General features: G+C 41.1%; 24 protein-coding genes. 8 read left to right on the top strand and 16 right to left on the bottom strand.

Annotated features, from left to right (window positions below; all coding sequences use genetic code 11):
• Positions 1–28: 28 nt before the first annotated feature.
• Genes NBH01_RS15120 through recA form a run of 3 tightly spaced genes read left to right on the top strand, consistent with a single transcriptional unit; the run spans position 29 to position 2751 of the window.
• Entirely contained in the window at positions 29–1222 is a 1194-nt protein-coding gene (locus NBH01_RS15120) for a saccharopine dehydrogenase family protein (protein ID WP_008764762.1), read from the top strand.
• Between the two features lie 14 nt (positions 1223–1236).
• On the top strand, positions 1237–1692 hold the full coding sequence (gene bcp / locus NBH01_RS15115; protein WP_008760349.1) for a thioredoxin-dependent thiol peroxidase: 456 nt from the start codon (positions 1237–1239) through the stop codon (positions 1690–1692).
• Positions 1693–1716: 24 nt separating this feature from the next.
• Complete coding sequence (gene recA / locus NBH01_RS15110; protein ID WP_008760348.1) at positions 1717–2751, top strand: recombinase RecA; 1035 nt, start codon at positions 1717–1719, stop codon at positions 2749–2751.
• A gap of 148 nt (positions 2752–2899) precedes the next feature.
• Here recA and NBH01_RS15105 read toward each other — a convergent pair whose 3' ends face one another.
• From NBH01_RS15105 to NBH01_RS15090, 4 genes are all read right to left on the bottom strand, one after another.
• Positions 2900–3892: a YeiH family protein gene (locus NBH01_RS15105; protein ID WP_225679307.1), complete on the bottom strand. Its 993-nt coding sequence runs from the start codon at positions 3890–3892 to the stop codon at positions 2900–2902.
• Positions 3893–4009: 117 nt separating this feature from the next.
• Positions 4010–4384: a YccF domain-containing protein gene (locus NBH01_RS15100; protein WP_008760346.1), complete on the bottom strand. Its 375-nt coding sequence runs from the start codon at positions 4382–4384 to the stop codon at positions 4010–4012.
• Positions 4385–4705: 321 nt separating this feature from the next.
• Positions 4706–5602: a LysR substrate-binding domain-containing protein gene (locus tag NBH01_RS15095; RefSeq protein WP_008760345.1), complete on the bottom strand. Its 897-nt coding sequence runs from the start codon at positions 5600–5602 to the stop codon at positions 4706–4708.
• Between the two features lie 57 nt (positions 5603–5659).
• Positions 5660–6244: a DUF6621 family protein gene (locus tag NBH01_RS15090; protein ID WP_016268208.1), complete on the bottom strand. Its 585-nt coding sequence runs from the start codon at positions 6242–6244 to the stop codon at positions 5660–5662.
• Positions 6245–6467: 223 nt separating this feature from the next.
• Between NBH01_RS15090 and clpB the strand changes: the two genes are divergently transcribed.
• Positions 6468–9056: an ATP-dependent chaperone ClpB gene (clpB, locus tag NBH01_RS15085; protein ID WP_225679305.1), complete on the top strand. Its 2589-nt coding sequence runs from the start codon at positions 6468–6470 to the stop codon at positions 9054–9056.
• 59 nt (positions 9057–9115) lie between these two features.
• Here clpB and NBH01_RS15080 read toward each other — a convergent pair whose 3' ends face one another.
• From NBH01_RS15080 to nusB, 6 genes are all read right to left on the bottom strand, one after another.
• Positions 9116–9364 carry a hypothetical protein gene (locus NBH01_RS15080; RefSeq protein WP_008760342.1) on the bottom strand — a complete coding sequence of 83 codons (249 nt, stop codon included), beginning with the start codon at positions 9362–9364 and terminating at the stop codon, positions 9116–9118.
• A 220-nt stretch (positions 9365–9584) separates the two neighbouring features.
• Positions 9585–10019 (bottom strand): DUF5606 family protein, encoded by a 435-nt coding sequence (locus NBH01_RS15075; RefSeq protein ID WP_055217143.1) that lies wholly within the window; start codon positions 10017–10019, stop codon positions 9585–9587.
• 24 nt (positions 10020–10043) lie between these two features.
• On the bottom strand, positions 10044–10658 hold the full coding sequence (coaE, locus tag NBH01_RS15070) for a dephospho-CoA kinase (RefSeq protein ID WP_225679303.1): 615 nt from the start codon (positions 10656–10658) through the stop codon (positions 10044–10046).
• On the bottom strand, positions 10648–11661 hold the full coding sequence (locus NBH01_RS15065; RefSeq protein WP_011109340.1) for a CdaR family protein: 1014 nt from the start codon (positions 11659–11661) through the stop codon (positions 10648–10650). The genes coaE and NBH01_RS15065 overlap by 11 nt, the downstream gene beginning before the upstream one ends.
• Before the next feature lie 21 nt (positions 11662–11682).
• Positions 11683–12000, bottom strand: coding sequence for a preprotein translocase subunit YajC (yajC, locus tag NBH01_RS15060; protein WP_008764747.1), 318 nt, complete (start codon positions 11998–12000; stop codon positions 11683–11685).
• Positions 12001–12040: 40 nt separating this feature from the next.
• Positions 12041–12967, bottom strand: coding sequence for a transcription antitermination factor NusB (gene nusB, locus NBH01_RS15055; protein WP_008760339.1), 927 nt, complete (start codon positions 12965–12967; stop codon positions 12041–12043).
• Between the two features lie 168 nt (positions 12968–13135).
• Between nusB and NBH01_RS15050 the strand changes: the two genes are divergently transcribed.
• The 4 genes from NBH01_RS15050 (at position 13136) to NBH01_RS15035 (ending at position 15496) form a co-directional block, all read left to right on the top strand.
• The gene (locus NBH01_RS15050; protein WP_008760338.1) at positions 13136–13540 is read left to right on the top strand and encodes a PUR family DNA/RNA-binding protein; all 405 of its coding nucleotides are present in this window, start codon (positions 13136–13138) and stop codon (positions 13538–13540) included.
• Positions 13541–13676: 136 nt separating this feature from the next.
• Positions 13677–14267 carry a 50S ribosomal protein L25/general stress protein Ctc gene (locus NBH01_RS15045; protein ID WP_055217140.1) on the top strand — a complete coding sequence of 197 codons (591 nt, stop codon included), beginning with the start codon at positions 13677–13679 and terminating at the stop codon, positions 14265–14267.
• Positions 14268–14405: 138 nt separating this feature from the next.
• Complete coding sequence (pth, locus tag NBH01_RS15040; RefSeq protein WP_032813877.1) at positions 14406–14972, top strand: aminoacyl-tRNA hydrolase; 567 nt, start codon at positions 14406–14408, stop codon at positions 14970–14972.
• Positions 14973–15073: 101 nt separating this feature from the next.
• Positions 15074–15496, top strand: a complete 423-nt coding sequence (locus NBH01_RS15035) for an RNA-binding S4 domain-containing protein (RefSeq protein ID WP_008760336.1) — start codon at positions 15074–15076, stop codon at positions 15494–15496.
• 74 nt (positions 15497–15570) lie between these two features.
• Here the strand turns inward: NBH01_RS15035 and NBH01_RS15030 are convergent, their stop codons facing one another.
• The 6 genes from NBH01_RS15030 to NBH01_RS15005 form a co-directional block, all read right to left on the bottom strand.
• Positions 15571–15996 (bottom strand): HIT family protein, encoded by a 426-nt coding sequence (locus NBH01_RS15030; RefSeq protein WP_022471162.1) that lies wholly within the window; start codon positions 15994–15996, stop codon positions 15571–15573.
• Between the two features lie 49 nt (positions 15997–16045).
• Positions 16046–18319 carry a monovalent cation:proton antiporter family protein gene (locus NBH01_RS15025; RefSeq protein ID WP_113748682.1) on the bottom strand — a complete coding sequence of 758 codons (2274 nt, stop codon included), beginning with the start codon at positions 18317–18319 and terminating at the stop codon, positions 16046–16048.
• Positions 18320–18469: 150 nt separating this feature from the next.
• Positions 18470–19555, bottom strand: coding sequence for a glycine cleavage system aminomethyltransferase GcvT (gene gcvT / locus NBH01_RS15020; RefSeq protein ID WP_225657920.1), 1086 nt, complete (start codon positions 19553–19555; stop codon positions 18470–18472).
• Between the two features lie 49 nt (positions 19556–19604).
• Entirely contained in the window at positions 19605–20828 is a 1224-nt protein-coding gene (gene pepT / locus NBH01_RS15015) for a peptidase T (protein WP_195583955.1), read from the bottom strand.
• A gap of 119 nt (positions 20829–20947) precedes the next feature.
• Entirely contained in the window at positions 20948–22357 is a 1410-nt protein-coding gene (locus NBH01_RS15010) for an amidophosphoribosyltransferase (RefSeq protein WP_008764741.1), read from the bottom strand.
• A 164-nt stretch (positions 22358–22521) separates the two neighbouring features.
• Entirely contained in the window at positions 22522–24681 is a 2160-nt protein-coding gene (locus tag NBH01_RS15005) for a glycoside hydrolase family 97 protein (protein ID WP_008764740.1), read from the bottom strand.
• Positions 24682–25064: the final 383 nt, after the last annotated feature.

Raw genomic sequence — 25064 nt, 5'->3', positions numbered from 1 at the left:
TTGATTTATAATTTATTAATTAAAAGAAATGGGTAGAGTTCTTATTATCGGTGCAGGCGGTGTTGGTACTGTCGTAGCACACAAAGTGGCACAAAATGCCGATGTATTCACAGACATCATGATTGCCAGCCGTACAAAGGAGAAATGCGATAATATCGTCAAAGCTATAGGCAATCCCAATATAAAAACCGCCAAAGTGGATGCGGATAATGTAGATGAACTGGTAGCTTTATTCAATGACTTTAAGCCGGAAATGGTAATCAACGTTGCTCTTCCTTATCAGGATCTTACCATTATGGAAGCCTGTCTGAAGGCGGGTGTCAACTACCTGGATACAGCCAACTATGAGCCGAAAGATGAAGCTCATTTTGAATACAGCTGGCAATGGGCTTACCACGACCGTTTCAAGGAAGCAGGTCTGACTGCCATTCTTGGTTGCGGTTTCGATCCGGGAGTCAGTGGAATCTACACAGCCTATGCAGCCAAACATTATTTCGACGAAATCCAATATCTGGATATCGTAGACTGTAATGCAGGAAATCATCATAAAGCATTTGCCACCAATTTTAATCCGGAAATCAATATCCGCGAAATTACTCAGAACGGACGTTATTACGAGAATGGTCAATGGGTGACAACCGGTCCGCTGGAAATCCACAAAGATCTGACTTATCCTAATATTGGTCCACGTGATTCCTATCTTCTTTATCATGAAGAACTGGAATCGTTGGTCAAGCATTTCCCGACTATCAAGCGTGCCCGTTTCTGGATGACTTTCGGACAAGAATATCTGACTCACTTACGCGTGATTCAGAATATCGGCATGGCCCGTATCGATGAAGTTGATTATAACGGAACTAAAATCGTACCATTACAATTCTTGAAAGCAGTATTGCCTAACCCACAGGATTTAGGTGAGAACTATGAAGGTGAAACCTCTATCGGTTGCCGTATCCGTGGCATCAAAGACGGAAAAGAACGTACTTACTATGTCTACAACAACTGCAGCCATCAGGAAGCTTACAAGGAAACAGGTATGCAGGGAGTCAGCTACACCACCGGTGTTCCGGCTATGATCGGTGCCATGATGTTCTTCAAAGGCGAATGGCAACGTCCGGGTGTAAACAATGTAGAAGAATTTAATCCGGATCCGTTCATGGAACAGCTCAATAAGCAGGGACTGCCTTGGCATGAAGTGTTTGATAAAGATCTGGAACTATAATAGAACGAGTCAGAATGAAGAATATAGGAGATAAAGCACCGGAAGTATTAGGTATCAATGAAAAAGGTGAAGAGATCCGCCTAAGTGCTTATAAAGGAAAAAAGATAGTACTGTATTTCTATCCGAAAGACAGTACATCGGGGTGCACGGCACAGGCATGCAGTCTGCGCGACAACTATTCCGAACTGCGTAAAGCCGGTTACGAAGTAATCGGTGTCAGCGTAGACAGCGAGAAGTCGCACCAAAAATTCATCGATAAGAATAATCTTCCTTTTACGCTGATAGCCGATACGGACAAAAAGTTGGTAGAAGAATTTGGTGTATGGGGAGAGAAAAAGCTGTATGGACGTGCCTATATGGGAACCTTCCGCACTACTTTCCTGATCAATGAAGAAGGAATCATAGAACGGATTATCACTCCCAAAGAAGTGAAAACCAAAGAGCATGCCTCACAGATTTTAAATCAATAAATCCATTAATTACAAGAATAAGGTATGGCAAAGAAAGACGAACTTAATTTTGAAACAGATAATAAAATGGCATCAAGCGAAAAACTGAAAGCCTTACAGGCTACCATGGAAAAGATAGAAAAGAACTTCGGTAAAGGTTCTATCATGAAAATGGGTGATGATAGTGTTGAACAAGTGGAAGTGATTCCTACCGGCTCCATTGCTTTAAACGTGGCACTTGGCGTAGGAGGATATCCTAGGGGAAGAATCATCGAAATCTATGGTCCGGAATCTTCCGGTAAAACGACTCTGGCTATTCACGCCATTGCCGAAGCACAAAAAGCCGGTGGTATCGCCGCTTTTATTGATGCCGAACATGCCTTCGACCGTTTTTATGCAGCGAAATTAGGCGTGGATGTAGACAATCTCTGGATTTCTCAACCGGACAATGGAGAGCAGGCCTTGGAAATAGCCGAACAGTTAATCCGTTCTTCCGCTATTGATATTATTGTTATTGACTCCGTAGCAGCATTAACTCCGAAAGCAGAAATTGAAGGCGACATGGGTGACAATAAGGTAGGTTTGCAGGCACGTCTGATGTCACAGGCTTTGCGTAAATTGACCGGTACAGTCAGCAAAACACGTACGACTTGTATCTTTATCAACCAGCTCCGTGAAAAGATTGGCGTCATGTTCGGTAATCCGGAAACAACGACAGGTGGTAACGCATTGAAGTTCTATGCTTCTGTACGTATAGATATCCGTGGTAGCCAGCCAATCAAAGACGGTGAAGAAGTTCTTGGTAAACTGACTAAGGTGAAAGTGGTGAAGAACAAAGTAGCACCTCCTTTCCGCAAAGCAGAATTTGATATCATGTTTGGTGAAGGTATTTCTCACTCCGGAGAAATCATCGATTTGGGCGCAGAACTGGGAATCATCAAAAAGAGCGGTTCATGGTATAGCTACAATGACACTAAACTTGGTCAAGGACGTGATGCAGCCAAGGTATGTATCAAAGATAATCCCGAACTTGCTGAAGAACTGGAAGGATTGATCTTCGAAGCCTTGAATAAAAAATAAGTTGTTTCAACCGATTCAACTAAGAATAAATAATATAAGCTGTCTCAAAATATCGGATGAGACAGCTTATTTTTAGCTTAAACATAAAAATGTCCCCTATCTGAATTTGTACTGTGAGAATTCAGATAGGGGACATTTCTTTCACTTTTTATATGAAATAGATATAGGCTAATGTACTTAAACTAATAACTACCCATAACAAAACGCCTTGGATCAAAGGTTTGACACCGACAGATCTTAGAACATCCAAAGAAAGGGAAGCGCCTATAAAAAACATGGTAATAGTTAATGTCTTGCGTGCAATTCCATTGATGGCAGCACCCAACTGTGGCACGCTATTCAGTAAATATGTATTCGCAATCATAGCCAGAATAAAGAAGAAAATAAACCAAGGAATACTTATCTTCTGTCCTTTACTTTTAAATATAAAAGAAGTGGCGAATGCCATTGGTATGATCCAAAGAGCACGGGTCAACTTGATAGTTGTAGCAACCTTCAGTGCTTCTTCACCATAAGCAGCACCTGCTCCCACCACAGAACTGGTATCATGAATAGCAATGGCAGCCCACGTGCCAAACTGATGTTCGGTCATATCCAAAGCATGTCCGATAGCCGGGAAGATAAAAAGCGCAATAGCATTCAGAATAAAGATCGTTCCCAATGCCACGGACATTTCACTGTCTTTGGCCCTCAGCACCGGCCCTACTGCCGCAATAGCACTACCACCACAGATAGCAGTTCCCGAACTAATCAGATAGGAAGTATTTCTGTCTATCTTGAATATTTTACGACCAATAAACCAGCCGATGAGCAACGTGCCCACCACAGAAATAACAGTGAACTCCATCCCTTCTTTACCGGATGCCAAAGCCGACTGAAGATTCATACCGAATCCCAATCCTACTACAGAATATTGCAGCAAATATTTAGATGTCTTTTTATTAAATTTGGGATGTGCCTGTCCGCAGGTTAATGCGAAAATAAGTCCGAGAAACAAAGCTACTGGAGGAGTCACCCATGCGGACCATGCTTGTAAACCAGGAATATAATCTAAAAATAAGAAAAAAGTTAAAGTAGAAAGTATTGCAACGTAAATTGTCTTGTTGTTGGTTTGCAACGTTTTTGTAGCGGTTGAAATCATTTTTTTATCTTTTTATAATTTTGCGGGTGCAAAGGTACGGCAAACAATCAAGACAAACCAATTGTTTCTAATTATCTATTATAACTTTTTGTTATAGTCACTTCTCTTATTGTTACATTATGCTCCTACGATGTCCTTTCCAAATGGTGATAATGCTAACGCAGCCAACTTAAAGTGCTGCAAACCAAAGGGAATACCGATAATGGTTATACACAGAACAATTCCGAAAGCCAAATGTGACAGACAAATCCAAATGCCACCCAAAAATAACCACAGGATATTCATCAGTATATAAAGACATCCACTCGAACGCCTGCCACTTCTCACCTCTTTACCGAAAGGCCATAAAGCAAGTCCGGCTAACTTTAACGTCTGTATACCAAAAGGAATACCTACGATCGTAAACATCATCAGCAGACTTGAAATAAGGTACTCCACTGCAGTAAAGATACCACCAAGCAGCAACCACAATAAGTTCATAAAACAACCCATATATATAGTATTAGTTATTTTCCACATTCGACTATACAAAGATACAGAAGAAATATGAGAATTTAAATGGCTTTTTTATAAACTTTCTCTTTTACTATTTCATTGAAGCTTTATGCAAAATGATACGTTCAATGGCTATACCTTCGTTTCCTTGCAGATCAAATACTATCCCTTTTTACTGAGAAATGATGAGAGACTAAATCTTTTTTTATTTTTTTAGTAGATAGTGAAAATCTATCTGCTCTGCCAAGAGATACAGTTTCACCACATCATGAGGTAGCCCTGCAGTTGGGATATGATTCGCATGAAAAGAAGCAACACCTACAAGTTCTTGCTATGATGCCCCGCAAAGCGCATAAAAACTTGAGATAATCCTCCCTCCTGCCCTTGTAGCTGCACAAAATTAAATTCGCGCAACATTGGCATCCCTTTTATCTCAACTACCCGTAAAGTGCCGGCCACAAGTTCTTTATGCACCGACCGGATAGAAACAATTCCCATACAATCAGTATGTTCCAAAAAGAGCTTGATACTCTCCGTACCACCAAGATACATCAGAACATTCAAAGAAGACAGCTTCAGATTGTGTTGCGACAGGGCTCGTTCAAATACATCCAACGTCCCCGAACCTCTTTCACGCAAAACCAAAGGGATATTCGGTAATTCTGCAGGTGTTATCTCCTCCTGAATATTTAGTTTACTGTTCACATGCACTACCGCAACAAGTTCATCTTGCAAAAACAAAGTATATTTCAGATTAGGTAAACGAAAAATACCTTCCACCAATCCCAATTCAATCCGGTGTTCTTGCAAAGCGACCTCCACTCCCCGAGAGTTTCCATTAAGGACGGAAAGATTGACTTGTGGAAACTTCGCAATAAAATGAGCCAATAAAGGGGGCAGAACATATTGAGCAATCGTTGTGCTAGCTCCCAGTTTCAACTCTCCAATATACTCGTTATGCAACAAATGCATTTCATATTCAAGCCGTTTGTAATCATCTAAAATCTTTTCGCTATGCTTCAGCAGTAATTCACCGGCAACAGTCAATGAGATTTTACTTCCCTGACGTTCGAACAAACGAGCCTGATAATAAGTCTCCAATTCCTGAATATGCTTAGTGATAGCAGGCTGGCTGACAAACAATTCTTGCGAAGCCTTTGTAAAACTCAGATTCTTCGCTACGCTCTGAAATACTTTTAAACGAAAATCGGACACCTTTTTATTTGAGTTATTTGAGGATTAAAATTCAAAATCAAGAATTAAACACAAGGACTATAGTTCTTCAGCTCTGATTCCTAATGCCTGCATAACAGGAAATGCCAACATATCCCACTTATACTCTACCTGCACTTCAGGCTCATTCATACGAAACTGGATAATCTCCTTGCCTTTCACTTCATGCAACGCATCGGATACTTTCTTTCCATATTCTTCATTGAAAGAAACGACAATCATCCTTTTCACATCAGCCGAATCAGCAACGATAGACAATAAATCCAAAAACAAATCTTCGCGTGAAACCATCCCTTCCGAAGGAACACTTGCAAATGAATATTCACCATAAGGACTCTGAAAAGCGACTCCATTCAACTCCTTCACCAAATCGGAAGGATGGCAATGTACAAGCTGATCGGACTCTTCATCGTAAACAAAAAGAAATTGTACTTCATTTTTCCCTTCCGTGATTCCGGCATCCAGAGTCAGATAAGTGGTCAACATAGAAAGGTCGATATCCTGTAAAGAACGTCGCAAAGTCTCTTCAAAGTAACCTTTCATATCTGTAATTACAAAATTCAAGAAAGCAGCATCAATCAACACTACTGTTTCAGACAGTTTTATTTGAGGTTTATCATTCATACCTTATTTATAATATGATTACAGCGGATAAAGATACTACAATACTTTTATTTATTCACTTCATTTCGCGGCAAATTCGTCAGTATCATTCAGATGAAAAACGTCATTTTGTCTTCTAACTCTCTTATTATCATGCTATTTTGTCATATTTTTCTACTTGGCAAATCTTTTGAGCCCTTTCAAGTGTTATTAAAATCATGAAAAAAGAAAGGAGAACAACCATATGAACTTTAACAATTTTACCATCAAATCTCAAGAAGCGGTACAGGAGGCCGTAAATCTCGTACAAAGTCGGGGACAACAGGCGATTGAACCTGCTCATATCCTACATGGAGTAATGAAGGTAGGCGAAAATGTGACTAACTTCATCTTCCAAAAATTAGGAATGAACGGGCAACAGGTAGCCCTAGTCGTTGACAAACAGATCGATTCTTTGCCTAAAGTATCCGGAGGAGAACCTTACCTAAGTAGAGAATCTAATGAAGTATTGCAGAAGGCAACCCAGTATTCTAAAGAAATGGGAGATGAATTTGTTTCATTGGAACATATTCTGCTGGCTTTGCTAACTGTGAAAAGTACCGTATCCACCATCTTGAAAGATGCCGGAATGACGGAAAAAGAATTGCGTAATGCTATCAATGAACTCAGAAAAGGAGAAAAAGTTACTTCTCAATCCAGTGAAGACAACTATCAGTCATTGGAGAAATACGCTATCAATCTGAACGAAGCCGCCCGCAGCGGCAAGCTGGATCCTGTAATCGGACGTGACGAGGAAATCCGACGGGTACTGCAAATATTAAGCCGTAGAACTAAGAACAATCCGATTCTGATTGGTGAACCGGGTACAGGTAAGACAGCTATTGTAGAAGGATTGGCACATCGTATCCTCCGGGGAGACGTACCCGAAAACCTGAAAAACAAACAGGTCTACTCTCTCGATATGGGAGCATTGGTTGCAGGAGCAAAATATAAAGGAGAATTCGAAGAACGACTAAAATCAGTTGTCAATGAGGTTAAGAAATCAGAAGGTGATATAATTTTGTTTATTGATGAGATTCATACACTGGTAGGCGCCGGCAAAGGCGAAGGAGCAATGGATGCTGCAAATATTCTGAAACCGGCATTAGCACGTGGAGAACTACGTTCGATCGGTGCAACCACTCTCGACGAATATCAGAAGTATTTCGAGAAAGATAAAGCATTGGAACGTCGTTTCCAGATTGTACAGGTAGATGAACCGGATACTCTGAGTACCATTTCCATCCTTCGTGGATTGAAAGAACGCTACGAGAACCATCATCATGTACGTATCAAAGACGATGCCATCATAGCAGCTGTAGAACTGAGCAGCCGTTACATCACTGACCGTTTCTTGCCGGACAAAGCAATCGACCTGATGGATGAAGCAGCAGCCAAACTACGTATGGAAGTAGATTCTGTTCCGGAAGAGTTGGATGAAATCTCACGTAAGATCAAACAGTTAGAAATCGAACGTGAAGCCATTAAGCGTGAAAATGATAAGCCGAAACTGGAAATTATCGGCAAAGAACTGGCCGAACTAAAAGAAGCTGAAAAGTCCTTCAAAGCTAAATGGCAAAGTGAAAAAACGCTGATGGATAAAATCCAGCAAAACAAAGTGGAAATCGAGAATCTGAAGTTCGAAGCAGAGAAAGCAGAACGTGAAGGAGACTATGGAAAAGTCGCCGAAATCCGTTACGGAAAGCTTCAGGCTCTGGACAAAGAGATAGAAGATACGCAGGAGAAACTTCGTGGTATGCAAGGCGATAAAGCCATGATCAAAGAAGAAGTGGATGCTGAAGACATCGCTGACGTTGTTTCACGCTGGACGGGCATCCCTGTCAGCAAGATGATGCAAAGTGAGAAAGATAAATTATTGCATCTGGAAGACGAACTCCATCAACGAGTGATTGGACAGGACGAAGCGATTGAAGCGGTTGCAGACGCCGTACGCCGTAGTCGTGCCGGATTACAGGATCCCAAACGCCCGATCGGTTCTTTTATCTTCCTCGGAACGACCGGTGTCGGTAAAACCGAACTGGCAAAGGCATTGGCGGAATTCCTCTTTGACGATGAATCGATGATGACACGCATAGATATGAGCGAGTATCAAGAAAAGCATAGTGTTTCTCGTCTGGTCGGAGCACCTCCGGGATACGTTGGATACGATGAAGGCGGCCAGCTGACAGAAGCCATTCGCCGGAAACCTTACTCAGTTGTTTTGTTCGATGAAATCGAAAAAGCGCATCCGGATGTTTTCAATATCCTGTTGCAAGTACTGGATGACGGACGACTCACTGACAACAAAGGAAGAGTAGTCAACTTCAAAAACACCATCATCATCATGACTTCAAATATGGGAAGTTCTTATATACAAAGTCAGATGGAGAAACTGAGCGGTTCGAATAAGGAAGAAGTTATCGAAGAAACGAAGAAGGAAGTGATGAATATGCTAAAGAAAAACATTCGTCCGGAATTCCTGAATCGTATTGATGAAACAATCATGTTCCTGCCGCTGACGGAAACTGAAATCAGACAAATTGTACTCTTACAAATCAAAGGTGTACAAAAGATGCTTGCAGAAAACGGAGTTGAACTGGAAATGACAGATGCTGCTTTGAATTTCTTATCCCAGGTAGGATATGATCCTGAATTTGGAGCCCGTCCGGTAAAAAGAGCTATCCAGCGTTATTTACTGAACGATCTGTCGAAAAAGTTATTGTCTCAGGAAGTCGACAGAAGCAAAGCAATCATTGTTGACTCAAACGGAGACGGATTAGTATTCAGAAACTAAATTATAGTTAGTTGTTATAAGGACAGCCGGTATGTTCCCAAGTGAGCATATCGGCTTTTTTATATTCCTGAATATATAATTCTTCTTACTTCCGGCTGACAATTAGGATGGCTCATGACTAAGACATAAGTACCTTTTCTGGATATCTCTAAAGTGAGCGAAGGCAAGGCAAATCTATGTTTCTCTTTCAGCTCCCCCTGCGAATCATATAAAAATACCATTGTACCTACCAACATTCCCGTTAAGCACAATGTTCCTTTTTCATTATCAAGATAAACGTTTACCTCTTTATTTGTTATTACATCCATATTTTTGCGTATATTAGCAGTTACAAAGATAGAGAAAAACTATGTTTATTTACTATATAAACAATAAAATATTCATGCAAACATAAGATTGCTTAAAGAACACTAAAGGGGACCCTTTAATTACGCAGACATATAAAAACACAAAAAAGCGTGACAACTTGTAACATTATCACGCTTTCCTTATTACATTTATGCATCTAAGCCATCAATGTTTCATGACTTATTTTTCATCAGTCGCAACCTCTTCTTCAGCTTCCGGCTCTGATTTAAATTCTGTAATTCCATTCGAAATTAAGATGTTATACCAGGAAATCAATTTCTTAATATCCGCGATGTATACTCTTTCACGATCAAAGTTAGGCAATACCTCCCCTAAATACTCGCGTAACTGCTCCGGAGTGGCTTTTTTAGGGTCAATAGAGGCAACTGCAGTATTTTCTTTTTTCTTCATAGCTTCCAGCACATCATACAAAGGTACTTCAGCATCATCTGTATACATTGCTATATCTGCCAAAGAGATAATTTTCTCATTACCATAAGCGGGGAAACGTTTTTTATCTGCACTGATTGATTCAACAATCAACATATTTTTTCCTTGCGAAATTAGTTTGTACAATCCCGGTTTACCGGAGATAGACAGGATAGTCTTCAACATAGTATATATTCTTTTATTTATTAATTATTTTTTTGCGGAGCAAAGGTAATGATTATTTTTAGATAGCAAAGAAATAAACTTCAAAACCTGCGGAATTAAAGGGGTTTCATCATCATTCACGATTACAAAATCAGCATGACTCCGCTTTACCTCATCGCTCATTTGCGCTTCGATACGTTTCATTATCAACTCCCTTGAAGAATGGTCACGCCTAATTGCTCGTTCCACTCTCACCTCCAACGGTGCATATACCATTACTACAAAGTCTACTTCCTGCTTAAAGCCTGCTTCCAGAAGGATGGCAGATTCCATACCGACCATAGCTATATCACCTTTCCCTTTCACCCATCGCCTGAAGTCTTCTTTCACCTGCGGATGAATGACAGCATTCACTTTTTTCGCATGTTCGGGGCTTCCAAATATATAAGATGCTAATAAAGGACGATTCAATTCTCCATTCAGGAAAACATCTTGTCCGACCAAGGCGCAAAGTTCCCGGCGTATCACGTCATTCGTATGAGTGATACGCTTCGCCTCAATATCGGAAATATAAACGGGGATTCCCATAATCTCCAGCAATCTGGAAACTACACTTTTTCCACTACCGATACCGCCGGTAATACCTATTTTAATAGCCATCGGAAGAAACTTGTTCTATCAGAAAATCAACTTGCTCGGGTACAATACGGATTTGATTGATTCCACGGGGAGCCGACTTCAACTTCACCGTATATTTATCCGATCCTAATTTTAGCAGTTCCTCATAAGAAACATTTATCACAAAATCACTGGCTTTAATGCTACGAAAACGCTTTAAACCCACTTGAAAAGTAATTTGAACCTTCGATGGAAAAGCACGGAGCACTTTATCTGCCGGGAAGTTAATCCCACGTAACGGCACCTCCACGGTTTTCTCAGTATAAATATCAACAGGGAAAGTCAGTTCAACCGAGGCGGGAACAAACTTCACTCCTTTTTTATTATCCAAGGCAACCCGTTGCCGAATCGTATCCGATATATTTTCAAGATTTACCTCTTGAGTATAAGCGGTTGTTATAGTATCCAAAATTCCGGCCGGAGCATATACCAATACGGAATCCGGACTGCAAATGGTATCAGAAACATAATATTGAAGCCCTGCAGTCACTTTTCCTTGAAAATGAACGGGTACTAATTTGGACTTGCCTGTCGAATAGATATAATCTAACGTATCAGGTTTTATTGAAAGTATCTTAGAAGAAGCATTCAATTGACTGAGTATCTTCTTTTCAAACTCAGAGGCAAAGATTTTCACGTGATTATTTTGCCCTTTATAGTCAGGGAAACTCAGATTTACCGGAAAGAAACTCTTCCCCAACATATAATTGAGAAGCACTGTTCCTTTATCTTTTACCCGGACGCGAAGTTCGGAAGGAGGTTCCGAAGTGAGCACAATATTATTAGGGACATCCTTCATCCTCACCGGGATAGAGAATTCCGCTTCATAGTCATTATTAAGAGTCTGAATCAGCCAGAATCCACTGGCTATCAGGAAAAAAAATAAAAAAATTAAGAACTCCCTGCTTTTATCACTAAGCAGGAAATCCTTAATTCTCTTGGATAGTCTTAAATATGTATATCTTAATTTCCTACGATCAAGCATAGGGTATTTGTTTACTAAAGATTATTTAGACTGATTGCCGGCAGCCGAAGCATCAGCAAAAATAGAATTCTTATCTATTTTAATCTTCACGTTAGAAGCGATTTCAAGTACTATATAATCATCAGTAATCTCTTTGATTGTACCATGGATACCACCTGCAGTAATTACCGACTGGTTTACCTGAAGAGATTTACGGAAATTAGCAATTTCTTTCTGCTTCTTATTTTGAGGGCGAATCATAAAGAAATACATGATAACAAACATAGCTATCAGCATGATCCACATCATACTTCCACCTCCCGCTGCGGGAGCTTGCAATAATACAGTCAATAAGTTCATAAATAATCAAGTTTTAGTTTCTACTATATGGACAAAGGTATCAGTTTTTAGTCAACTTACCTTCTTTTTTCAATTGATTAACTATTCCATCCAGCGTTCCGTTGATAAAGCTACCGCTCTTGGCAGTGCTATACAACTTCGCAATTTCTACATATTCATTTAACGAAACACTTACCGGAATGTTCGGGAAACTTAAAATTTCAGCTAAAGCAGTCTGCATAATGATAATATCCATAAATGCGATACGATCCAAATCCCAGTTCTTCGTATTCTCGCTCACAAGATGACGGTAATAGTCAGCATTCAGAATTGTACGACGGAACAAGCGGCGTGCAAATTCCTGATCTTCGTCATCCTTGAATTCGGGAAGTAATTCCTGATTTGCTCCGTTCTTTTCTTCAAAACGCTTAATCGTTTTCAAGACAAAGGTATCTACAATCTCTTTATCGTCATTCCAATACAGACTCTGGTCTTCCAGCACCTGATCAAGAGAATCATTATTAAAGATATATGTTTTATAGAGTTTTCTCCACAATTCGCGGTCAGCTTCATATGAATTGTCACCGGAAGCCATATAATCTTTATAAATATCGCTTTCTACTATTTTCTCATAAAGCTCTTTGACGAAATCCTGATCATTTGCCCAAGTTCTCTTCTGATTAGATATAAACTCGGTCAGTTGCTTGTTCACCTCCAACTGTGCAACAAACTTATTATCCACAAACTTTGTGTTGGGATACAACTCTTCTTTAGTAGGAGCCAGTTTTGCTTTTGCCGCATCAATGCGTTTTTGTGCATACTCTGTTAATGCCATCATCAGCATTAACAAATAATTATAAAGGTCATACGCCTTTGAAAGGCTGAAGAATAACTCTTTCTCCGCTGAGTCTAGATTTTTGCTGCCATTTTGGTAATAGGCATACACTATTTGTATAATCTTAAGACGAATAAGAACTCTGTTGATCATAATTCAAATTAATACTGTTATTATCGAACTGCAAAAGTAGATATTTTTAATGAGTTTCCACAAATAAATCACATTTTTTAATGCAGTATTTGATTCTCTGCGCTTTTTCTTTTGACAGTTTAAAAAAAATATCCAATTTTGAGGCCGATTATTAACGGACCCAATGATATGGAAGATTTTAAAAAGAAAATGAACGCAGACATGAATGATAAGGAGATCGTTTTCTCCAAGTCCATCAAAGCAGGTAAACGCATCTATTACCTCGATGTGAAGAAGAACCGTAAAGATGAAATGTTTTTAGCTATTACGGAGAGTAAGAAAGTGGTGATGGGAGAAGGAGATGACTCTCAAGTTAGCTTCGAAAAGCATAAAATCTTCTTATATAAGGAGGATTTTCAGAAATTTATGGCAGGATTGACAGAAGCCATCAGTTTTATTAACCACAGTGACATGAACGATTATATCAGCCGCCTGAACGAAGAAGCTGATATAAAAAGAGAACAGGAAGCTCTTGCCGAAGAAGCACAAGAGGACAAGCTGGAAAACGAAATTAAGATTGATATTGACTTTTAAAGAGGTTACTCTTTGATATTTCAAAAAAAAACAGTACTTTTGCACCGCTTTTTTGCAACATCATGTGATAATCCACATCGTGTAATGGTGAATTAAGCAAAATAACTTAATTTAGAGTAACACAATTTTTTAAGAAATGAAATCAATTGAAGTAAAAGGAACTGCAAGAACTATTGCAGAACGCTCTTCGGAACAAGCAAGAGCTTTGAAAGAAATTCGTAAGAACGGTGGTGTACCTTGTGTACTTTACGGAGCCGGTGAAGTTGTTCACTTTACAGTGACTAACGAAGGTCTTCGTAACTTGGTTTATACTCCGCACATTTACGTAGTAGATCTGGATATCGATGGCAAAAAAGTAAACGCTATCTTGAAAGATATTCAATTCCACCCGGTAAAAGACAACATTCTTCATGTTGACTTCTATCAGATTGACGAAGCTAAACCTATCGTTATGGAAGTTCCGGTACAGTTGGAAGGTCTTGCAGAAGGTGTGAAAGCCGGTGGTAAGCTTGCATTGCAGATGCGTAAGATCAAAGTGAAAGCTCTGTACAATGTAATTCCTGAAAAACTGATTGTTAACGTATCTCACCTGGGATTGGGTAAGACTGTTAAAGTTGGCGAACTGAGCTTCGAAGGTCTTGAACTGATCAGCGCTAAAGAAGCAGTTGTATGTGCTGTTAAGTTGACTCGTGCAGCAAGAGGTGCAGCAGCAGCCGCTGGAAAGTAATTTGAGATTATCCCTGTAAAGAGATATAGCAAAACGCAGATTAATGCAGATTAAAGCAGATGTTCAGTCTGCATTAGTTTGCGTTAATTTGCGTTTCTCTTTTTATATTCACGAACTGTTTTTTACGAAAAAACAATGATTAAATATCTAATTGTCGGACTAGGAAACATTGGACCCGAATATCATGAAACCCGGCATAATATTGGTTTCATGACAGTAGAGGCATTGGCAAGAATCAACAATGCTCCTCCCTTTATTGACGGACGCTACGGATTTACCACTAGTTTTTCGATCAAAGGACGCCAGTTAATCCTGCTCAAACCGTCAACTTTCATGAACCTGAGCGGACTGGCCGTTCGCTACTGGATGCAAAAAGAAAACATCCCTTTGGAAAATGTGTTAATAGTAGTAGACGATCTGGCTCTCCCCTTCGGCACTCTGCGTCTGAAAGGAAAAGGAAGTGATGCCGGACATAATGGTCTGAAGCACATAGCAGCCATTTTAGGAACTCAGAACTATGCCCGTTTACGCTTTGGTATCGGAAATGACTTCCCCAAAGGCGGACAGATTGATTATGTACTCGGACACTTTACTGACGAAGATCGCAAGACAATGGATGAAAGACTGGAAACAGCCGGAGAAATCATTAAAAGTTTCTGTCTGGCAGGTATTGATATTACCATGAACCAGTTCAATAAGAAATAGGAGTATGTACAATTGACTATTTCACAGCGTATATATGCAAACGGTCATTAAGTACTCCACCATGACACATGGTACACTGTTAATTAATAAATTATCAATATATGGCAGAAGCAAGAATAGATAAATGGATGTGGGCTGTTCGTATTTTCAAGACACGCACAATTGCCGCCGAAGCCTGCAAGATGAACCGTGTCACTATCAACGGAGCATACGTAAAGGCATCTCGCATGATAAAGCCGGGTGATGTAGTTCAAGTTAAGAAGCCGCCTATTACCTATTCATTCAAAGTGTTGCAAGCTATTGAGAAGCGAGTAGGCGCAAAGCTTGTACCCGATGTAATGGAAAACGTTACCACTCCCGACCAATACGAACTATTGGAAATGAGTAAAATCAGCGGATTCATTGATCGCGCACGGGGAACCGGACGTCCAACCAAAAAAGACCGCAGAAGTCTGGAGGAATTCACAGCTCCGGAATTTATGGATGATTTTGATTTCGACTTTGATTTCGACGAAGATAAGTAAATAATGAACGGTGAATAAACTTATAGCATGAAGTTACAAGTTTATTCACCGTTTATTATTTTACCAACTGTTGATTACAGATTTGCTTTCACAGCATCAATTAGCTCCTGATATTCAGCATCGGTCAAATAAACTTTTCCCGGATTCATCTGAAATACACCGCCATAATCAGGTCCGTCTACATATTTCGGAGCCAGATGGAAATGCAAATGAGATAATTTATCTGAGTAAGCACCATAGTTGATCTTTTCCGGCTGGAAAGCTTTCTGCATTGCACGGGTAACACGTGCCACATCAGCCATAAATGCATTACGGTCTTCATCGCTCAATTCGTTCAAATCATTTACGTGATCCTTGTAAGCAACGAGGCAACGCCCCCGATAAGTTTGCTCTTTAAACAAAAACACACGTGATACACTAAGCTGCGCAACCTCAATCATCAGATTATGCAACGTTTCATTGTTCTGGCAATACAGACATTCTTTTGGATCACTCTTCATGATATTCTTATTTTTATGTTTTGACAAAGCAAAAATAGTCGTTCTGCTTTTATTTCACCTGTATTTTTTCGTTTTTTTGATCGACTAATTGGTACACGTTCTCTTTTTCACCAACAACCCACACTACATCCCCCTCTTCGAACGGTGCATTTACATCCGGCACCATCAGAGTGCCATCTTCCCGTTCCACACCGGCTATCATACAATGATACTTATCCCGTATACCCGATTCACGGATTGTTTTACCCAGAAAAACGGAGTCTGCATCAATAATGAACTGCTTCAAAGTCATCTCTCCCTTCTCATACATCTCCCAGTCTATCTTCGCACCACTTTGCATGGCACTGCTAAATACATTCAATTGTTCGTCCGTTCCTATTACCTGTATCTTGTCCATAGGAAAAAGACGCACCGAGCCACCGGGAATATTAATCCTTCTCTTCCCTCGCAGGATAGAAGCGATATGAATGCCATATTTCTTTCCCAGATTTAGTTCCATCAACGTTTTTCCCGCCCAAGTGGATTCCCCCGGAATCTCCAAATCCGCCAAATGCAGATCATGCGATAACAGACGTCCGGCATATTCGGGTTTCTTCTCTCCCAAATATTCCGCACGCACCTCCCTGGAACGCAGATTTTGAAAGAAACGCCGTTCTATCAATATAGATTGCTTTTTCAAACGACGCGACCATACCATCAACAGGACTGCAAGCACAGCTACTCCAATAATCAATCCAATAGATGCCTTAAACAATCCCGATATCACAAAAATAACAAATAACGCCGCAATCATAATACGTATGACAATAGTAGACACCAATGGTGCACGATTGGCACGGTTATCATGCCACAGGGTCATAAATTCCACCGAATGGTTTTTCTTCACCATGATAGCACGCAGGAAAGGCGAAATGCAAAGGATAATAAAGACAGCCCCCAATAATGACGCCCAGAAATGAGGCAGGTTCTCCTTAAAGAATGGGACGACAAAACGGAAAGACAGTGCAATAATGGATATACTGACTATTGAATATACCACAGTTATGCGTACCATTGCCAGCAACAGCTTCTTCCACAAATTCTCATGATTAAGTGCTGTTTGCGAGCCCGAAGAATAACGCATTAAGAACTTTCGCCAGGAAGCGGGTAAATGAGCATCCACAAAAGAAGAAGCCGGTTCAGCCAGACGAATCATATAAGGAGTCAGGAAAGTGGTTATCACAGAAACTGCTACCACTATCGGATATAAGAAATCGCTCGTCACGTGCAGAGATACACCCAATGAAGCTATAATAAACGCAAATTCACCAATCTGAGTCAAACTGAAACCACACTGCATAGCCGTCTTCAAGGGTTTGCCGGAAAGAATCACGCCGAATGTTCCGAAGGTAGCCTGCCCCAAAATAACTGCTATCGTAATCACAATGATAGGTATTGCATATTCAATAATCATCGCAGGATCGACCATCATCCCCACCGATACAAAGAAAATTGCGCCAAAAAGATCTTTCACCGGCTTCACCAACCGGTCGATAGATTCCGCTTCGATTGTTTCTGCCAGAATAGATCCCATGATAAACGCACCGAATGCAGCAGAGAACCCTGTATTGGCTGCCATCACTACCATACCGAAACACAGTGCCAATGATACGATAAGCAGAGTTTCCTCTCCCATCAGTTTCCTGCAACGCTTCAAAAACTCCGGAATCAGATAGATACCTACTACAAACCACAAAATAAGAAAGAACAGCAGTTTCCCAATACTCTCCAGCATCTCGGTACCTTCAAAGTTATGACTTACCGCCATCGTAGAAAGCATTACCATCAATACAATAGCCAGTATATCCTCCAAAATCAGAATACTCAGTACAAGCCCGGTGAACTGCTTCTTCCTCAGTCCCAAGTCATCGAACGCCTTATAAATAATAGTGGTAGAAGACATCGCAATCATACCACCTAGAAACAGACTGTCCATCCGATGCCAGCCGAATCCCATACCGACACCTATCCCCAGCAATATCATACAAAAGATGATGGTGCAGGCAGCGATGATAGCAGAACCTCCGACTTTTACGATTTTCTTAAAACTGAACTCCAGACCAAGAGCAAACAACAAGAAGATAACACCAATATCCGCCCATGTCTTAATGTTGGCGGTATCCATTACTGATGGTGTATAAGGCATGTGTGGACTTGCCAGAAAACCGGCAACCACATATCCCAACACCAAAGGTTGCTTTAACTTCTTAAACAACAAAGTCATAACGCCGGCACAGATCAATATCAGCGCAAGATCGGCAATGAGTGTAGGTAATTGAGACATTGTTTCATCGTATTTGGTGACAAAATTAAAATAAATCTATCGTATAAACAACAGATTCACGGATATGTTTCACATCAACCATCATAAAATAATTTAGCCCCGGATAGTATCAAAACCTATCCGGGGCTAAAAATTTTATAAACTCAAGATTTATTTTCTAAAAGGTGGCTTCACCACTATTGCCTTCAATTTACGTCCACGCATATCAATACAAATTTCCGTGCCAACTTTGGCATATTCCGGTTTCACATATCCCATACCAATACCAATCTTGCGAGTGGGAGACATTGTTCCGGAAGTCACCACGCCTATACCTTCCCCTTCCTCATTCACGAGTTCATAGCCATGACGAGGAATGCCTCGGTCAATCATTTCAAACCCAACTAGTTTGCGGGTAGTTCCTTCTGCCTTCTGCTTTTCCAGCATCGGACGGTTAATGAACTCCTTACCCTCCACAAACTTAGTGATCCATCCCAATCCAGCTTCGATCGGTGAAGTCTTATCATCCAGATCATTGCCATACAGACAGAAGCCCATTTCCAAACGAAGCGTATCACGGGCACCCAGTCCCACCGGCTTGATACCGAATTCTTCCCCCGCCTCAAATACAGCTTTCCATACCGCCTCGGCAGCATCCGGATAGAAATAAAGTTCAAAACCTCCGGCACCGGTGTATCCGGTATTGGAGATAATCACATTCTCTTTTCCCGCAAACCGGCCAACGGTAAATGTATAATAAGGAATAGCCGACAGATCGATATCCGTCAACTTCTGCAAAGCAAGAATAGCCTTCGGACCCTGAACAGCAAGCTGCGCCATATTATCGGAAGAATTCTCCAGTTCCGCCCCCTCCGTATTATGAGAAACACACCAGTCCCAATCCTTTTCTATATTGGCCGCATTCACTACCAGCAGATATTTTTCCGGCTCATAGCAATATACCAGCAAGTCATCTACAATTCCCCCTTCTTCATTAGGGAAGCAGGTATATTGTATCTTACCGGGAACAAGTGCCGCCACATTATTGGAAGTCACCTTCTGAAGAAAGGCTAACGCTTGCGGCCCTTTCACCCAGAATTCTCCCATATGGGATACATCAAATACCCCGACTGCATTACAAACAGTCAGATGTTCATCAATAATTCCAGAGTACTCGATAGGCATATTATAGCCTGCAAATTCGTGCATTTTAGCACCTAATGCAATGTGTTTCTCTGTAAACGGAGTGGTTTTCATTTTTTGTGTATTAAGTTTTAAGTAATAAATTGATATTCGTGGAATGTAATCACTTAGAAGCTACTAGTTCGGCAATCTTCACAATGACGTTCATTGCCTTCTCCATATTCTGAATAGGAACAAACTCATAACGTCCGTGGAAATTAAGACCGCCGGCAAAAATATTCGGGCAGGGTAAACCTTTGAATGATAGCTGCGCTCCATCCGTACCGCCACGAATCGGCTTCACATTCGGCTTCACTCCTACCGCCTCCATGGCTGCAAAAGCTGTGTCGATGATATGCATCACCGGTTCTATTTTCTCACGCATATTATAGTATTGGTCACGTAACTCTAGTGACGCCGTACCTTCTCCATATTCGGTGTTGATCTCCGCAACCAGACGTTTTATTTCTTCCTTACGTTTCTCAAACTTAGCACGGTCATGGTCGCGAATGATATAAGACACTGTACTTTGCTCCACATCTCCCTGAATACTGATCAGATGATAGAATCCTTCATACCCTTCAGTCTGCTCCGGTGTTTCCATCGATGGCAACATTGCGATAAACTGATTAGCGACACGAATCGAGTTTATCATCTTATTCTTTGCATATCCGGGGTGTACATTACGTCCTTTAAAAGTAATCTTTGCAGCGGCAGCATTGAAATTTTCAAACTCCAGTTCCCCTACTTCACCACCATCCATCGTATACGCCCATTCGCAGCCAAACTTCCCGACATCGAACTTATGCGCACCTTCACCGATTTCCTCATCCGGATTGAAACCGATACGAATCTTTCCATGTTTGATTTCGGGATGTTCTTTCAGATAAACGATTGCTGATACGATCTCGGCAATTCCCGCTTTATCATCCGCACCAAGCAGCGTCTTGCCGTTTGTTACAATCAAATCCTCTCCTTTATGATCGAGCAGTTCCGGAAATTGTGCAGGAGAAAGAATGATATTTTCTTCGGCACAAAGCACTATATCCGTCCCATCGTAGCCTTTTACAATACGTGGAGTTACATCTTTTCCTGTCATATCGGGACTTGTATCCATATGAGCGATAAACCCGATAGTGGGTACTTTTTTATCTATATTAGCAGGAAGCGTGGCAAAAAGATAGCCATGTTCATCCAAAGTAATATCTTCCAACCCCAAAGATTCCAGTTCAGTCTTCAGATATTCAGCGAATACCATCTGTTTCGGAGTACTGGGAGTAAGCCCTGTTGATTCATCCGACTGTGTATCAAAGCTCACATACTTCAAAAATCTGTCTACTAAAGTCATATCTATTTTACGATTTAATGATTTGCAATTTACATTTTGATAGTTTATAGTGCCGTAAAGGTAAAAAAAGAGCCGTGAATTGACAAACAATTCACGGCTCTTTTTTCTCAGTATATTACTTAAAAGTGACTGCTACCATCAAAACAATGCGTACACACTTTACATTTCGGCAGCCCGATAGCTTCAATCAAAGTCTCAAGCGTGTTGAATTTCAATGAAGTCAGTCCGAAACGCTCGGCTATGATACTAACCATTTTCTCGTATTCGGGAGACCCCGTAGTGGCGTATTTCTCCAGATTCTTATTCTCATCGCCTTCCAGTTCTTTAATAATACGACGAGTAATCAACTCCAAAGCATTCTTAGAAGCCGAGAAACCCACAAACGGACAGGCATAGATCAACGGAGGGCAAGCGATACGCATATGTACCTCTTTCGCTCCATAATCATATAGAATCTTCACATTATCACGCAACTGTGTTCCACGCACAATCGAATCATCACAAAACAGCAGACGCTTTCCCTGAAGCATGGCACGATTCGGAATTAGCTTCATCTTTGCAACCAGCGAACGCATTTCCTGATTGCTGGGTGTGAAGCTACGAGGCCATGTCGGTGTATATTTTGAAATGGCACGATGATAAGGAACTCCTTTACCTTCCGCATAACCCAACGCCATACCTACTCCCGAATCAGGGATACCACAGGCACAATCCACTTCCGATTCGTCCTTCTGTCCCATCTTCATTCCACTGGTGAAACGGACTTCCTCTACATTTTTGCCCTCATAACAAGAGGTCGGGAAACCATAATACACCCAAAGGAAAGAACAAATCTGCATTCCTTCATTCGGTTGGCGAAGCTGCTCGATATGATCGGGATACATGCGTACTATTTCCCCCGGTCCCAGATACTTTTCGATTTCATAATCCAGATTCGGGAAACTGGATGACTCGCTGGTAGCGGCATACGCACCATCTTTCTTGCCGATCACCACCGGAGTACGTCCCCATTGGTCACGAGCCGCGATAATACTGCCATCCTCTGTCAGAATCAGCAGAGAACAAGAACCCTTGATATGTTTGAATACGTTCTCGATACCTTCGGTGAAGGTTCTTCCTTGTATGATAAGCAGTGCGATGAGTTCCGTTTGATTGGTGTTGCTCGAACTAAGTTCGGCGAAGTGCATATTTTGGTTGAGAAGGTCTTCTTCCAGTTCCTGGATATTCGATATTTTAGCGACTGTGACGATGGCGAAGCGGCCGAGGTGGGAATTGATGATAATGGGTTGTGCATCTGTGTCGCTGATAATGCCTATGCCGGCATTGCCTTTAAATTTATCAAGCTCTCCTTCAAACTTGGATCGGAAATATGTACTTTCCAGATTGTGAATGGAGCGAATAAATCCTTTCTCCTGACTATAAGTCGCGAGTCCGCCCCGCTTTGTACCCAGATGTGAGTTATAATCTGTACCATAGAATAAATCAGTCACGCAACTCGATTTCGAGACTGTTCCGAAAAAACCTCCCATGTTGTTCTCTTTATTGATAATGTTTAAAAAAAGATGGCGCAAAAGTACAAAAAAGAATCCATCCGATAAAAAAAGCACTCCGCAAAGTTTTAATTTTCTTTGCGGAGTACTTCTAAATTTTATTAAAAATACAAAGAAGATTGAACAATCGTTTTAGTCGCGTCTCATTTCCATTTCTTAATTGATTTCCGGTCGGATGGAGCTGCTTCGATAAGACTCAATGCAAAACCACCGCTGCGTGCCAGCTTGACGGACATCTTTGTTTTATTCGTAACGATCCCTTTCTTTATCTGATAGGAAGTCGGATTCTTTTCGTAGTCAGCCTCTTTTCCGTCGGCATACAGGGTAGCCACATACTCTTTATCCGGTTCCAGAAAATCAAGAGTAAACGCGGCAGTACGGGAGTTTTCGTCAGTAATACCGCCAACAAACCAATGATTGGTTCCTTTTGCTTTGCGGGCTACTGTAATATAATCCCCCGGTTCGGCTTCCAGATATTTGCTGTCATCCCAGTCCAAGGCTACATCTTTAATAAACTGGAAAGCATCCGGATAACGCTCATAACTTTCCGGCAAATCGGCAGCCATCTGCAAAGGACTGTACATTGTTACGTAAAGAGCCAGTTGTTTCGCCAGAGTAGTACGTACAACGCTATGCTTCCCATCCAGAAAAGAAATTCTCGTGTCGAAGATACCCGGTGTATAATCCATCGGGCCGCCGATCTGCCGAGTGAATGGAAGCAAAGTAGTATGAAAAGGTTTATTACCGGCAAAAGCTTCATATTCCGTCCCCCGTGCCGATTCATTGCCGATCAGGTTGGGATAAGTACGGCATAATCCAGTAGGACGTACAGCTTCGTGCGCATTCACACAGATTTTATAATCGGCGGCTTTCGTCACGGCATATAGATAATGGTTGTTCATCCATTGTCCATAGTGATGTTCGCCCCGAGGAATGATATTGCCAACATAACCACTTTTCACGGCATTATATCCGTTGTCAACCATAAATTGGTAGGCTGTATCCAGATGGCGTTCGTAGTTACGCACGGAGGCAGATGTTTCATGATGCATCATCAGCTTCACCCCTTTCTCTTTGGCATATGCGTTCAGCATCTTCACGTCGAAATCCGGATAGGGAGTGACGAAATCAAACACATAATCTTTTGATTTGCCGAACCAATCTTCCCAGCCTTCATTCCAGCCTTCTACCAATACCTGATCGAAACCATGCTGTGCTGCAAAGTCGATATAACGTTTTACTTTGTCATTGTTGGCAGCATGACGTCCGTTAGGGCTTGTCTTTGAGTAATCCGTCTGTCCGAGTTTGACGGAATAAACATCATCTGTATATGCCCAACTGCTTTTTCCGGTAATCATCTCCCACCACACACCGATATACTTCACCGGTTTAATCCAAGAAACATCTTGATAAGCACATGGTTCGTTCAGATTCAAGGTCAGTTTGGAAGCAAGGATATCGCGTGCATCATCGCTCACAATCACCGTACGCCACGGAGACTGACAGGGTGTCTGCATATAACCTTTATCTCCCATTGCATCCGGTGTCAGCCATGATTCAAAAATCAGTTTTTTGTCATCAAGATTGAGATGCATGCAGGAATAATCTACCAAAGCGGCTTCGTGCAGGTTAATATACAGACCGTCGGCTGTTTTCATTTGCAGAGATGTCTGCACGCCTGTTGGTGAAAAAGACGTTTGAGAAGCATTGTCGGTAATAGCCCCTTTCATCAGTCCACGGATTTCTGTTAGTCTGGATTCTGTGTAATCATATTCCTGGGTATCATAATCTCCCGGAATCCAAAAGGCAGTATGGTCACCCGTCATGGCAAACTGCGAATGTTCTTCCTTAATAACAAAATAATTCAGATTCTTCTGCTGCGGAAATTCATAGCGGAAACCTAATCCATCATTGTAAAGCCGGAAACGGATGATCATATTCCGGTCCTGCGCCTTCTGATTCAGTGTGACAGCCATTTCATTATAATGATTGCGAATGGATTTCACTTCTCCCCACACCGGCTCCCAAGTTTCGTCGAAGGTGGAAGTTTTTGTATCGATGCACGCAAACCCATTCATCAGTCCCGGATCATTCTTCAACTCAAGTCCCAACTTTGATGGTTTAATCACTCCCTTTCCTTTATAAGTAAGTTCGTATACCGGTTCTCCCTGAACATTGACCGAAAAATCCAGTTTTAATTGTCCGTCAGGAGAAGTGATACTTTCTGCCATTGCCGTTGCACCCATAGAAAAAGAGAGTAACAGACAGAGTACTGCCGTAGTTAATATTTTCATGTTCTTCATGATATAAATGAATTAGTTAATAATCATATGGCAAATGTAGTGAGGAATAGCAAGCGCCACTTCGGATTATAATTAAAATATAGCGTTTCCGAATGTTTCAACACTGATAAATACCTATCAATAAAGCATATACCAAAGTACTTCAACAGAAAAAATATAGTGCTTACATGGAGCAATATAGCACCTTTTCACATCCGACAAACGGGATTTTTCTTTATTTCCCCGCCTCTCTTCAGAAATAAAAAAAATATTTTAATCTCATACTGTCTTACCCTGGATTTGGTTGACTACTATAAGTATCAACTAAAATGAATAAAAGATGAAAAAGAGTGACATGACCTTTAGTCCTTATCAGCTTGAACTTCTTGGCGATTTCTATCGTT

This window comes from Bacteroides sp. B1-V-101, assembly GCF_023656585.1.
Lineage (GTDB): Bacteria > Bacteroidota > Bacteroidia > Bacteroidales > Bacteroidaceae > Bacteroides > Bacteroides thetaiotaomicron.
The sequence above is the reverse complement of the archived record's forward strand: the minus strand, read 5'-3'. Positions and strand labels throughout refer to the sequence as shown.